General features: G+C 63.2%; 10 protein-coding genes, 1 tRNA gene and 2 rRNA genes (1 of these 13 only partly in view). 11 read left to right on the top strand and 2 right to left on the bottom strand.

Annotated elements, in window-relative coordinates; all coding sequences use genetic code 11:
• From AC0QTQ_RS00725 to AC0QTQ_RS00715, 3 genes are all read left to right on the top strand, one after another.
• Positions 1-2,681 (top strand): 23S ribosomal RNA (locus AC0QTQ_RS00725) (it extends 164 nt beyond the left edge of the window).
• Positions 2,682-2,765: 84 nt separating this feature from the next.
• Positions 2,766-2,880 (top strand): 5S ribosomal RNA (rrf, locus tag AC0QTQ_RS00720).
• Positions 2,881-2,976: 96 nt separating this feature from the next.
• Positions 2,977-3,053: transfer RNA gene (locus AC0QTQ_RS00715), tRNA-Met, on the top strand.
• Between the two features lie 151 nt (positions 3,054-3,204).
• Here the strand turns inward: AC0QTQ_RS00715 and AC0QTQ_RS00710 are convergent.
• Positions 3,205-3,987, bottom strand: a complete 783-nt coding sequence (locus AC0QTQ_RS00710; RefSeq protein WP_480257845.1) for a helix-turn-helix transcriptional regulator — start codon at positions 3,985-3,987, stop codon at positions 3,205-3,207.
• Positions 3,988-4,106: 119 nt separating this feature from the next.
• Between AC0QTQ_RS00710 and AC0QTQ_RS00705 the strand changes: the two genes are divergently transcribed.
• The 6 genes from AC0QTQ_RS00705 to AC0QTQ_RS00680 all read left to right on the top strand — a co-directional run bounded on the left by AC0QTQ_RS00705 (position 4,107) and on the right by AC0QTQ_RS00680 (position 9,872).
• Entirely contained in the window at positions 4,107-5,219 is a 1,113-nt protein-coding gene (locus AC0QTQ_RS00705; RefSeq protein WP_480257844.1) for an ABC transporter ATP-binding protein, read from the top strand.
• A 21-nt stretch (positions 5,220-5,240) separates the two neighbouring features.
• Positions 5,241-6,362 (top strand): ABC transporter substrate-binding protein, encoded by a 1,122-nt coding sequence (locus AC0QTQ_RS00700; RefSeq protein WP_480257843.1) that lies wholly within the window; start codon positions 5,241-5,243, stop codon positions 6,360-6,362.
• 12 nt (positions 6,363-6,374) lie between these two features.
• Complete coding sequence (locus AC0QTQ_RS00695) at positions 6,375-7,232, top strand: ABC transporter permease (RefSeq protein ID WP_480257842.1); 858 nt, start codon at positions 6,375-6,377, stop codon at positions 7,230-7,232.
• On the top strand, positions 7,232-8,032 hold the full coding sequence (locus AC0QTQ_RS00690) for an ABC transporter permease (protein WP_480257841.1): 801 nt from the start codon (positions 7,232-7,234) through the stop codon (positions 8,030-8,032). The genes AC0QTQ_RS00695 and AC0QTQ_RS00690 overlap by 1 nt, the downstream gene beginning before the upstream one ends.
• A 9-nt stretch (positions 8,033-8,041) precedes the next feature.
• The gene (locus AC0QTQ_RS00685) at positions 8,042-8,797 is read left to right on the top strand and encodes an SDR family NAD(P)-dependent oxidoreductase (protein ID WP_480257840.1); all 756 of its coding nucleotides are present in this window, start codon (positions 8,042-8,044) and stop codon (positions 8,795-8,797) included.
• 160 nt (positions 8,798-8,957) lie between these two features.
• Positions 8,958-9,872 (top strand): glycosyltransferase family 4 protein, encoded by a 915-nt coding sequence (locus AC0QTQ_RS00680; protein ID WP_480257839.1) that lies wholly within the window; start codon positions 8,958-8,960, stop codon positions 9,870-9,872.
• A gap of 109 nt (positions 9,873-9,981) precedes the next feature.
• On the opposite strand, the gene AC0QTQ_RS00675 is transcribed toward AC0QTQ_RS00680, so the two are convergent.
• Entirely contained in the window at positions 9,982-10,548 is a 567-nt protein-coding gene (locus tag AC0QTQ_RS00675) for a LuxR family transcriptional regulator (protein WP_128148814.1), read from the bottom strand.
• Positions 10,549-10,650: 102 nt separating this feature from the next.
• Here AC0QTQ_RS00675 and AC0QTQ_RS00670 point away from each other — a divergent pair, with 102 nt between their 5' ends.
• Together AC0QTQ_RS00670 and AC0QTQ_RS00665 are read left to right on the top strand one after the other, a co-directional pair.
• Positions 10,651-11,811 carry a thiolase domain-containing protein gene (locus AC0QTQ_RS00670; RefSeq protein ID WP_480257838.1) on the top strand — a complete coding sequence of 387 codons (1,161 nt, stop codon included), beginning with the start codon at positions 10,651-10,653 and terminating at the stop codon, positions 11,809-11,811.
• On the top strand, positions 11,812-13,299 hold the full coding sequence (locus AC0QTQ_RS00665) for a class I adenylate-forming enzyme family protein (RefSeq protein ID WP_480257837.1): 1,488 nt from the start codon (positions 11,812-11,814) through the stop codon (positions 13,297-13,299).
• The last annotated feature ends 15 nt before the right edge of the window (positions 13,300-13,314 follow it).

Raw genomic sequence — 13,314 nt, 5'->3', positions numbered from 1 at the left:
ATAACGGGCTGAAACAGGTACTTTAACCCTGAATACATAGGGGTTTTAGAGCGAACCCGGGGAACTGAAACATCTAAGTACCCGGAGGAAAGGAAATCAATAGATACTCCGCTAGTAGTGGCGAGCGAACGCGGACCAGCCGAGCCGTAAAAACGAGTGGAATGGTCTGGAAAGGCCAGCGATATGGGTGACAGCCCCGTACACGAAGTTTGATCGGACGTATTAAGTAGGGCGGGACACGTGAAATCCTGTCTGAAGATCGGGGGACCACCCTCGAAGGCTAAGTACTCCTTACTGACCGATAGCGAACCAGTACCGTGAGGGAAAGGTGAAAAGCACCCCGACGAGGGGAGTGAAACAGTTTCTGAAACCGGACGCCTACAAGCAGTCGGAGCCGCCTTGAGCGGTGACGGCGTACCTTTTGTATAATGGGTCAACGACTTGGTCTTACGAGCAAGCTTAAGCCGTTAGGTGTAGGCGCAGCGAAAGCGAGTCTTAAAAGGGCGACGAGTTCGTGGGATCAGACCCGAAACCGAGTGATCTAGCCATGTGCAGGATGAAGGTTGGGTAACACCAACTGGAGGTCCGAACCGACACCCGTTGAAAAGGGTCCGGATGACGTGTGGCTAGGGGTGAAAGGCCAATCAAACTCGGAGATAGCTGGTTCTCCGCGAAAGCTATTTAGGTAGCGCCTCGGACGAATACCTTGGGGGGTAGAGCACTACATGGGTGATGGGGTCCCACAGACTTACTGAGCCTAAGTAAACTCCGAATACCCAAGAGTACTATCCGGGAGACACACGGCGGGTGCTAACGTCCGTCGTGAAGAGGGAAACAACCCTGACCAACAGCTAAGGCCCCCAATTCGTGGCTAAGTGGGAAAGCATGTGGGACTTCCATAACAACCAGGAGGTTGGCTTAGAAGCAGCCATCCTTTAAAGATAGCGTAACAGCTCACTGGTCTAGTCAAGAGGTCCTGCGGCGAAGATGTAACGGGGCTCAAGCCACGAGCCGAAGCTTTGGATGCACAGTGATGTGCGTGGTAGCGGAGCGTTCTGTGATATAGAACGCTGCCTCCTTACGACCTCCCCAAGTAATCTTGGCGGGTCTATTGGAGGCAATGTTCTGACTGTGAAGCCGGCCTGTGAGGGATCCGGTGGAGTGATCAGAAGTGAGAATGTTGACATGAGTAGCGACAAAGAGGGTGAGAGACCCTCTCGCCGAAAGTCCAAGGGTTCCTGCTTAAAGCTAATCTGAGCAGGGTAAGCCGACCCCTAAGGCGAGGCCGAAAGGCGTAGTCGATGGGAACCAGGTTAATATTCCTGGGCCATGTGGTGGTGACGGATCTCGAGGGTAGTTCGATCTTATCGGATTGATCGGGCTGCTTAGAGGTTCCTGGAAATAGCCCCACTTTAAGATCGTACCCGAAACCGACACAGGTGGACTGGTAGAGAATACCAAGGCGCTTGAGAGAACCACGTTTAAGGAACTCGGCAAAATGCCTCCGTAAGTTCGCGAGAAGGAGGCCCCATTGGTACGCAAGTATCGGTGGGGGGCACAAACTAGGGGGTGGCGACTGTTTACTTAAAACACAGGGCTGTGCGAAGCCGTAAGGCGACGTATACAGTCTGACGCCTGCCCGGTGCTGGAAGGTTAAAAGGAGGGGTGCAAGCTCCGAATTGAAGCCCCAGTAAACGGCGGCCGTAACTATAACGGTCCTAAGGTAGCGAAATTCCTTGTCGGGTAAGTTCCGACCTGCACGAATGGCGTAACGATCTCCCCGCTGTCTCAAACGTGGACTCAGCGAAATTGAACTGTGTGTCAAGATGCACACTACCCGCGGTTAGACGGAAAGACCCCATGAACCTTTACTCTAGCTTTGCACTGGCATCAGGATTGTGATGTGCAGGATAGGTGGTAGGCTTTGAAGCGGCGACGCCAGTCACCGTGGAGCCTCCCTTGAGATACCACCCTTCGCACTCTTGATGTCTAACCGCGGCCCGTTATCCGGGTCCGGGACCCTGCATGGTGGGGAGTTTGACTGGGGCGGTCGCCTCCCAAATCGTAACGGAGGCGCGCGAAGGTTGGCTCAGACCGGTCGGAAATCGGTCGTTGAGTGCAATGGCAGAAGCCAGCCTGACTGCAAGACTGACAAGTCGAGCAGAGACGAAAGTCGGCCATAGTGATCCGGTGGTCCCAAGTGGGAGGGCCATCGCTCAACGGATAAAAGGTACTCTGGGGATAACAGGCTGATGATGCCCAAGAGTCCATATCGACGGCATCGTTTGGCACCTCGATGTCGGCTCATCTCATCCTGGGGCTGGAGCAGGTCCCAAGGGTATGGCTGTTCGCCATTTAAAGAGGTACGTGAGCTGGGTTTAGAACGTCGTGAGACAGTTCGGTCCCTATCTGCCGTGGGTGTAGGATACTTGATGGGAGTTGCCCCTAGTACGAGAGGACCGGGGTGAACGATCCACTGGTGGACCAGTTGTCGTGCCAACGGCAGTGCTGGGTAGCTATGATCGGACAGGATAAACGCTGAAGGCATCTAAGCGTGAAGCCCCCCCAGAAACTAGGTATCCCTTGAGGGCCGTGGAAGACCACCACGTCGATAGGCCGGAGATGTAAGCGCGGTAACGCGTTCAGTTGACCGGTACTAATTGCCCGATTGGCTTGATTTGATCCAGTAGCAGCAAGGCTCAAGATCAAAAGCAAGTATACACAAAAGGTTATACCTGACTTGGACATGATGGCTTCTTCCTCGGTTTGGTGGTCATAGCGCTGGCTAAACACCCGATCCCATCCCGAACTCGGCCGTTAAGGGCCAACACGCCAATGGTACTGCGTCTTAAGACGTGGGAGAGTAGGTCACCGCCAAACCTAGCAAGAAGCCAACGTTCTCTCATAACGATCCAAAACCCCAAAAGCTCAAAAAGCCCGAGGGGCAAGCAGACCATGAAACACATGGTCAAACGTCGCGGGGTGGAGCAGCCCGGTAGCTCGTCAGGCTCATAACCTGAAGGTCGCAGGTTCAAATCCTGCCCCCGCAACCAATAAATCCTGCAGCCAGATCAACGGCTTACGCCCCGCCTCAAAGCGGGGCTTTGGCATGTCCAAACGCCATCACCCCAAAGACTCAGCACAAAAATCAACCGCGGATGCCGCCATCGGCTGCATCGATGTCGGGGCTCTCCGCACGCGGATTCACACATCCCCCAACGCGGCGATGAAACGTGAGAACAGTTCCCCCTGCGAGCTGATATGCAGCTTGGCATAGATGTTGCGGCGGTGAATGCGCACAGTCCCAGGTGAAATGCCAAGCGCGAGTCCCGTCGCGTCGGCGGAATGGCCCTTCAACGTATATTCCACGACCTCGATCTCGCGAGGGGTCAGCAGATTCGCGCCCAGACTGTGAAAAGCCGCATCGATCAGGCTCGGCAAGCGCTGACCATCGGGGGCGAGCGTCTGAGCCGAGAAGCGGTTGGCCAGATCGGCCCAGTGATGCGCAGCCAGGGCCCCCACCACCGGAACGATGGCGCCCAGTTCGCGAAACTCGCGTGCGGTGAAGGCACGGCTGGCCCGCATCGCCGAAATCACCACATGCACCGCGCGCCCGACCGGCAGCATGAAGCCGATCTCCTCTGCCAGCTCCGTCTGCACGTAGTAATTTCGGAAATATTCGCCCTGATAGAACCGGTCAGGTGCAAGGTCGCGCAAGCGCACCAGCCGGGGGGCGGGCTCATCTGCGCAATGCAGGTAGAATGGGTCCAGAAGATAGGGGCCGGCCTGGTAATCCTCGACCATGACCTTGTACTTCCAGCCCGGAAAATCGGCGTGCAGTGCGATCGGACGACGGTCGCCGCAATAGGCGAAAGTCACGCTGTGTTCAAAGGGCACAACGCTGCGGATGGCGGCAACCAGGGCCAGGGCAAAGCCGTCACTGTGCAGGGCGACGATCGCCTCGGCCGAAGCCTTATTCCAGTCCATTACATTTTCCCCTCGCCTATGCCTTTTATGGTATATACAGCCAATGAATGATTTTTTATCATTTTATCCAATCAGGGTATAGTCCGTAAGAGGCAAGCCCAACAGGGAAAGAACGCCACATGACATATGCGACCGTGCCCCGCAGAGATGCGGTGGCCGAATTCATCGGCACGACCAAGCGCTATGGCACGGTGCTTGCCGCGGACGGGTTGAATCTGGCGATCCGCCGGGGCGAGTTCCTGTCCTTTCTGGGGCCCTCGGGCTGTGGCAAAACCACCGCCTTGCGGATGCTGGCAGGCTTTGAGACGCCCAGTGACGGCAGCATCCTGATCGACGGGGTCGAGGTCGGCGCCATGCCGCCTTATCGCCGACCGGTGAACATGGTGTTCCAAAGCTATGCCCTGTTCCCGCACATGACCGTGGCCGAGAACGTGGCCTATGGCCTGCGTCAACGCCGCCCCCGCATGGCGCGCGATGACATCGCGGCCCGCGTCGCCAAGGCGCTGGACACGGTGCGGCTGAGTGATTTCGGGCCGCGGCGGACATGGCAGATGTCAGGCGGTCAGCAACAGCGCGTCGCGCTGGCCCGCGCCCTCGTCAATGAACCCCAGATCCTGCTCCTCGACGAGCCGATGGCCGCGCTGGACGCCAAGCTGCGCACCGAGATGCAGATCGAGTTGCTGAACCTGCAACGCCAGTTGGGAATCACCTTCGTGCTGGTGACGCATGACCAGCAGGAGGCGATGTCGATGTCGGACCGGATCTGCCTGATGGGCAAGGGCCGCATCGCCCAGATCGGCACGCCGAGGGAGCTTTATGACCGGCCCGCAAACCGCTATGTCGCGAGTTTCATCGGCCGCGCCAATATCCTGCCTGCGACCGTGATGGGCGTGGCGGACGGCCACACGATGGTCACGCTCGCTTCGGGCGATCGGGTCGAGGTCGCTGCGGCCGAGGTGGCGCCCGGTGCGGCGGTCGAGATTTCGATCCGCCCCGAGAGCCTGAGCCTTGCACCGCAGCCGGTCGAGGGCACGCCCTCCATCCCGGCCGTGATCACGAACCGGATCTTCTTGGGTGAACATATCGAATTCCTGCTGACGCATCCGTTCTTGGGTTCGCTTCAGGTGATGGTGCCGAGGCAAGCCGAAAGAATGCTGTCCGGCGCGGATGTGGGCGCGACGTTCCACGTTCTTTGGGGCCGCGGCCTGGGTCAGGTCCTGACCGATGACTGAACACAACAGGGAATGAAAAAGATGAACAAGACGGATTTCATGCGCGAACTGCGCCGCTATCACAAGGGCTCGGTCTCGCGTCGGCATTTTCTGGGCGTGACCGGCCTTGGCGCCGCGACGGCGGTGCTGGCCGGCGCCATGCCGATGCGGGGCTTTGCGCAGGGCATCGGCGACCGGGTGTCCATGGCGACCTGGCCGAATTACGATGATCCCGACAATCTGGCCGCTTTCCGGGACAAGACCGGCGCGGCGGTGCAGATCAATGTCTTCGGCTCGAACGAGGAGATGTTCGCCAAGTTGCAGGCAGGCGGTGCGGGCTGGGATGTGGTGGTCGCCACCAACTACACGATCAGCACCTATGTCGGCGCGAAAATGATCGAGCCGCTGGACCTGTCGAAGCTGCCCAATTACGACGCGTCGGCCTTCGAGGCCCGCTTTGCCGGGCCCGGCACCGTGGATGGCAAGCTCTACGCGATCCCTAAGCTCTGGGGCACCACCGGCATGGCCTTCGACAGCACCCGGGCGGCGCAACCGCTGGACAGCTGGAAGGGGTTCTTCGACATCACCCGCACCGATTTCTCGGGCCGGACCATCATCCATGACTATCAATTGACCGCGATCGGCAATGCGCTGAAATATTTCGGCTATTCCTTCAACTCGGTCGATCCGACGGAACTGGCCGAAGCCGAGAAGCTGCTGATCGAGGTGAAGCCGCACCTGTTCGCGATCACCTCGGACTATCAACCGGCGATGCGCAACGGCGACGCCTGGTTGACCATGTGCTGGACCGGCGACGGCAAGCAGTTGAACCGCGACATGCCCGAAATCCACTACGCCCTGGGGAAAGAGGGCGGCGAGATCTGGTCGGATTTCTATACCATTCCGACCAGCGCTCCGAACCGTGAGGGGGCCTATGCGCTGCTGAACTTCCTGCTCGACCCGCAGGTCAACGCCAAGGAAGCGCTGTTCCACGGCTATCCGGTGCCGGACAGCCGCGTCGAAGCGCTGATGCCCGAAGACATGCGCAATGATCCGATCCTGCATCCGGCAGCCGAGCTTCTGTCCGCGCTGGAATTCGGCGCGGCGGTGACGCTGACCGATCCCAACCGGGCCGAGATCATGGCGCGGTTCAAGGCGGCATAGGACGGGCAGGGGATGGCGCTCTCGAACCGACAGGCGCGATGGCTGCTGCTGGGGCCGGCGGGCCTGTGGTATGCCATGCTGCTGGTGCTGCCGCTGGCGGTGGTGCTGATCTATTCCTTCGGCGAGCGGGGGGCGGCGGGTGGCTATCAGCCCGCCTTCACCCTGGCGCAATACGCCAATCTCGCCACGCGCTGGACGGCGTTCAAGAACACGCTGATGCTGGCGCCACTCGGGACGGTCGCGGCATTGCTGATCGCCTACCCTCTGGCCTATTTCCTCGCGGTGCGCGTCGGCCCGCGCTGGCGCACGCTGCTGATCGTGCTGGTGATCGTGCCGTTCTGGACCTCGATCCTGATCCGCTCCTATGCGTGGATCTTTCTTCTGGGCGGGCGGGGGATCCCGGCGCTGCTGGCGGATCTGGGGCTGGGCGACTGGCGGCTGATCAACACGCCTTTCGCGGTGCTGGTGGGCATCGTTTATGGCTATCTGCCGCTGATGTTCTTCCCGATCTATGTCAGCCTGGAAAAGCTGGACCGGCGGTTGCTGGAGGCGGCCAGCGATCTGGGCGCACCGCCATGGCGCAGCTTTCTGCAAGTGACGTTGCCCCACTCGCTGCCCGGAGTGGCGACGGGCTCGATGCTGGTCTTCATCCTGCTGATGGGGGAATACCTGATCCCGCAGATGCTGGGCGGCGGCAAGGTGTTCTTTGTCGGCAATGCGCTGGTCGACCTGTTCCTGCAATCCCGCAACTGGGCCTTCGGCTCGGCCATGTCGGTGACGCTGGTGGCGGTCATGCTGGTGGTGGTGACGCTGTACATGCGCTTCCTGAAACGTATCGGAGCGGCGCGTGATGACGTGGGGCTGATGTGATGCGGATCTATGCGCTGGCGGTCTATGCCTTTCTCTATCTGCCGATCGGCATCATCGCGTTGTTCAGCTTCTCGGCCGGGCGGTCGGCCAGCCAGATGCAGGGGTTTTCGACCGGCTGGTATGCCAAGGCGCTTGGCAACCCCTTCGTCATCGACGCGCTGAAGACCTCGGCCTCGGTGGCGCTGACCTCGGCTGTGCTGTCCTGCCTGTTCGGAACCATGGCCGCGCTGGCGCTGACAGGGCTGAAGGGGCGGCTGCGGGTGGTCTTCGACGCGATGATCTACATCGCGGTGATGATCCCCGGCATCGTGATCGGCATCGCCACGCTGATCGCCCTGGTCACGGTGTTCGATATGGTGAACCCCTGGTTGCAGGCGGTGACCGGCTGGCGGCTGTCGCTGGGCTTCGGCTCGCTGGTGGGGGCGCATGTGCTGTTCACCATGTCGCTCGTGATCATTCTGGTCCGCGCCCGGATCGAGGGCATGGACCGGGCGCTGATCGAGGCGTCTTCGGACCTTGGCGCCGGGCCGGTGGCAACCTTCCGGCAGGTGACGCTGCCTCTGCTGGCGCCTGCGGTCTTTGCCGGTTTCCTGCTGAGTTTCACCTTCAGCTTCGATGACTTCATCATCGCCTTCTTCGTCGCAGGGGCCGAGACCACGCTGCCCATCTACATCTTCTCGTCGATCCGACGCGGGGTGACGCCCGAGATCAATGCCATCGGCACGATGGTGATGGCCGTCTCACTGCTCCTGCTGATCGTCGCGCAATTCACGCTGCGCCGGGGCAAACCGGCCGCATAAGGGGGAACCATGTCAGCTTGTCTTGAGGGGCGGATTGCCCTTGTCACCGGCGCGGGCTCGGGGATCGGGCGCGCGGGCGCCATCGCCATGGCGCGCGAGGGCGCCCATGTCGTCGTGACGGACCTGCGCGCGGATCTGGCCGCCGAAACCGCCGCGATGATTGGCGCGCGGGCCGAGGCACATGCGCTGGATGCCCGCGACGATGCCGCAATCGAAGCAATGGTCGCGGCCACCGTTGCCCGGCACGGTCGACTGGATGTCGTGCATTCCCATGCCGGGATCCAGATCCCCGGCCGGCTCGAGGATGTCACGGCTCAGCAGATGGATCTGGCCTGGGCGCTGAACGTGCGGGCGCATTTCGTCATCGCGAAGGCGGCGGTCGGGCCCATGCGGGCGCAGGGTGGCGGTTCGGTGATCATCACGGCGTCGAACTCGGGCTGCCAATACGACCGCGGCATGATCTCTTACGCCACGACGAAACACGCGGCGGTGGCAATGACACGGCAGATGGCGGCGGATTACGCGCGCGACAACATCCGCTTCAATGCGCTGTGCCCGGGCTTCGTCGATACGCCCTTCAACGCCGGGTTCGAAAGCCAGATGGGCGGGCGCAACGCCTTGGAGGGATATGTCGCCGAGACCATTCCGATGGGCCGCTGGGCCTCGCCCGAAGAAATTGCCGACGGCATCGTCTATCTGGCATCGCCGCGATCATCCTTCGTCACCGGGTTGGCGCTGGTGATCGACGGTGGCGAGGTGTTGTGACCCCCTTCCGCGACGGGATCGTGCCGGGCCTTCGGGCAATCCCGGAGGGCGGACGGGGGGGCTTTGGCCTGTTCGCTCAGGTCGGCGGGTTTGACACAGCCTGTGACGCTGTGCGACGAAGGGGCCTGTGCTGCAAAGCCAAAGGTGGCCTCGATTTCCCATGCGCGTTCTGTTTCACCGAGAGTATCGGCACTTCTCGGGGGGGCATCTCAAGGTCTGGGACTATTTCGAACACATCCGGCATTCCGGTCGATATCAGGCGGAAATCTACCTGGCACCGAACGGAGCTGCCGATCACCCCTGGCTTGACGCCCCCGGTCTCGTCGAACGCTACGATCCGATGCACGCCGACATCCTGTTCATTGCGGGCACGGACTGGGCGGCGCTTGACGCCTGTCCGGGCATCGAAGACCGCATCCCGGTGATCAATCTCGTGCAGGGCTTGCGGCATGTGGTGCCGGAGAGCCCGCTTTTCGCCTTCCTCGGGCGCCGGGCCACCCGAATCTGCGTCAGCGCCGAGGTGGCGCAGGCGCTCAAGGCAACGGAGGCCTGCAACGGCCCCATCCATGTCATTCCGAATGGAATTGACTTCGGCTTGCTGCCCGCCGGCGATGGCCCCGCCGAGTGCGATGTCTTCATCAGCGGTTCGAAGCAGCCCAAACTTGCCGCGGAGCTCGCGGCGCACCTGCGGGCGCAGGGTTACAGCGTCACCTGTCAGATCCAGCATCTGCCGCGCGGCGACTTCCTTGCGGAAATGGCACGCGCGCGCGTCGCGGTGTTGCTGCCGCTGCCTGAGGAGGGGTTCTATCTCCCCGCCCTCGAGGCGATGGCCCTCGGGCTTCCGGTGATCTGCCCGGACTGCGGTGGCAATCGCTCGTTCTGCATCGACCGCGAAACGGCCCTGATGCCCGTGCCGGCCCCCGGGCCGCTTGCGGCGGCGGTCGAGGAGGTGCTGCGCAATCCGGCGCTTGCCGAAGCCTTGCGCCGCAAGGGGCGGGAAATCGGCCTTCGCCATGATCTCCGCACCGAACGCGAGGCGTTCCTCACCCTTCTTCAGCAGATCGGATCGCCCTGACCCCCGAGACCGCACCGGGCCTCCCGCGCATCGGGGCGCCGCGGTCGGGCACGACCCTGACATGCCATCTGCCGACCGGTGTGGCGCTGCACGAGCCGATGGGGCGGGATCAGCGCGCGACGATCATCTTCGCCGCAAGCTCGGCCGCGTTACGCACGCCAAGCTTGCGCAGGATCGCGGCGCGGTGCACCTCGACCGTGCGCGGCGAGATCCCCATCGCCTGACCGGCTTCCTTGCTGGTGTGACCATTGACGATGTGGCGCGCGACCTCGCGCTCCTTCGGCGTCAGCGTCGCGGCATCGGGGGCGCGCTCCTTCAGCGGCTCGAAGGTCCAGACCATCAGGCGGAACGGGTCGGTCGGCGTCAGGGTGCGCCCGCGCGCCCGCATCCAGACGATCTCGCCGTCGCGGCGCTGCATGAAGCGCTCGTCCTCATAGCGCGGCCGGCTCGCCAGCCAGCGGTGCCAGCGGTCGCCGGTCTTCTCGTAATCGACACTCGAGGGATAGAGCACGCGGATCGACTGGCCCTCGAGCTCGGCGCGGTTCCAGCCGAACAGCAGCTCGGTCTCGGTGTTCACCCGCAGGATGCGGCGGTCAGACATCACCATGATCGCCACCGGCGCATCCATGAAGCCGGTCAGGTTCTGCACCGCCTCGGGAAGTTCCGCATAGTCCATGCCGCACCTGCATCTACGTGGTTTATACGTATTTATCTACGTAGTTTCGCGGATGTGCACCAGCCCTCCCGGCGACGAAAGTGACAGCGGGAGGACATCGACATGACATCCATCTATATCACCGGCAGCGGTCACACCCGCTTTGGACGGCTGACCGAGACGCTCGAGGAGCTGATCGTCGAGGCGGCACGCGAGGCGATCGCCGAGGCCGAGATCGACCCGGCCACGATCGACGCGGTCTATCTGGGCCATTTCAACTCGGGGCTGGTGCCGGACGGTTTCGCCTCGTCGCTGATCCATCAGGCGCATCCGGCGCTGCGCTTCAAGCCGGCGGCGCGCTGCGAGAACGCCTGTGCCTCGGGCGCGGCGGCGATCCATGCCGGGCTGAACATGATCCGTGCCGGGCGGGCGCGCACGGTGCTGGTGGTGGGCGCCGAGAAGATGACCCACCGCTCGACGCCCGATGTGACCACCGCGCTGGCCGGCGCCGGTTACCAGAACGACCCGGCCGAGGCGGCGCTGAGCTTCCCGCAGGTCTTCGCCGTGGCGGCGCAGGCCTATGCCGAGCGTTACGGCGACCCGATGGACGCGATGGCCCGGATCGCGGCGAAGAACCACGCCAATGCGCTGAACAATCCGCTCGCGCAGATGCACAAGGCGATGTCCTATGAGTTCTGCCGCGAGGTCAGCGAGAAGAACCCGCTGATCGCGCCGCCGCTGCGGCTGTCGGATTGCTCGCTCGTTTCGGATGGCGCCGCGGCCGTGGTGCTGACCGCCGATCCGCAATCGGCCCGCCGCGTCCGCATCGCCGCGGCCGAGCATGTGTCGGATTACCTGCCGATGAGCCGGCGCGACTTCATCGCCTTCGAGGGGCCGGAACGCGCGATCCGCGCGGCCTATGCCGCGGCAGGGATCACGGTCGGTGATCTCGACTTCGCCGAGGTGCATGACTGCTTCACCCCGGCCGAGCTGCTGATCTACGAGGCGATGGGGCTGGCTGCGAAGGGGCAGGGCGCGCGCGCGATCGAGGAGGGCGCGGTGATGCCCGAGGGCGCGTTGCCGGTGAACCTGTCGGGCGGGCTGAAGGCCAAGGGCCATCCGGTTGGCGCCACCGGTGTGTCGATGCATGCGCTGGCGTTCCGGCAGCTGACCGGACAGGCGGGCGCGATGCAGCGGCCGGGGGCCGAATGGGGCCTGACCTTCAACATGGGCGGCGCCGCGGTGGCGAACTATGCCACGGTGCTGCAGGCGGCGGGCCTCTGAATGAACATCGCGAGCTGGCTTTACCAGACGGCCCATGCCTGGCCGACCCGTCCTGCCGTGTTCCAGGGCGACAGCCTGCGGCACAGCTATGCAAGCCTGCTGCGCGCGGTCTGCGACCGGGCCCGGCATCTGGGCGCGGCGCATGGCATCGGCCCGGGCGACCGGGTGGCGATCTTTGCCAAGAACGCGCCCGAATACATCGAATGGCTGCATGCCTGCTGGTGGATCGGCGCGGTCGTCGTGCCGGTGAACTGCAAGCTGCACCCGTCCGAGGCGGAATGGATCGTGCGCAATTCGGGCGCGGCGCTGGTCGTCACCGACAAGGGCACGCTTTTCCCGGGCCTGGCCGAGGAGGCGATCTCGGCCGCGGTGCCGAAGGGCGATCAGCTGACCCCGCCGCGTCCGGCGGCGGCGGGTGATCTGGCCTGGCTCTTCTACACCTCGGGCACCACCGGCAAGCCCAAGGGGGTGATGCTCAGCCACGAGAACCTGCGGCAGATGACGCTGTGCTATACGCTCGACGTCGACGGGCCGCGGCCCGAGGATCACATGCTTTACGCCGCGCCGATGTCGCATGGCGCGGGGCTTTACATGTTCGCGCAGATCCGCGCGGGCGGCGCGCATCTGGTCCCGGCCTCGCGCGGCTTCGACGCGGCCGAGATCATCGCGCTCGCTGAAAGCCGCGGCAACCTGGTGTTCTTCGCGGCGCCGACGATGGTCAAGCGGCTGGTCGCCGCGGCGCGCCCGCTTGGCTATGACGGCGCGGGCATCCGCACCATCATCTATGGCGGCGGGCCGATGTATGCCAATGACATCGACGAGGCGCTCGAGCTGTTCGGGCCGCGCTTCGTGCAGATCTATGGTCAGGGCGAAAGCCCGATGACGATCTCGGTTCTGCCGCGCGCCCTTGTCGCCGATCAGGGCCACCCGCGCTGGCGGGCGCGGCGCAGCTCGGTCGGGATCGCGGCCGGTGCCGCGACCGTGGCGATCCTGTCGCCCGAGGGCGAGCCCCTGCCGCCCGGCCAGACCGGCGAGATCTGCGTGCAGGGTCCGACGGTGATGCAGGGTTATTGGCAGAACCCGGCGGCGAGCGACGAGACATTGCGCGGCGGCTGGCTCCACACCGGCGATCTCGGCCATCTCGACGAGGACGGGTTCCTCTATCTCACCGACCGCTCGAAGGACGTCATCATCTCGGGCGGCACCAACATCTATCCGCGCGAGGTCGAGGAGGCGCTGCTGCGCCACGAGGCGGTGTTCGAGGTGGCGGTGATCGGCGAGCCCGAACCCGACTGGGGCGAGCAGGTGGTGGCCTATGTCGTGTTCGAGCCGGGCCGCAGTGCCGAGGAGGCCGAACTCGACAGCTGGGTGCGCCAGCACATCGCCTCGTTCAAGCGGCCGAAGCGCTATGTCTTCGTGCCCGATCTGCCGAAGAACGGCTACGGCAAGATCCTGAAGACCGAACTGCGCGCCGGCGCGCAGATCTGACACATCCCGGGCAGG

Source organism: Paenirhodobacter sp. YD-8 (assembly GCF_056590935.1).
This window is presented reverse-complemented; position numbering and strand designations above follow the sequence as displayed.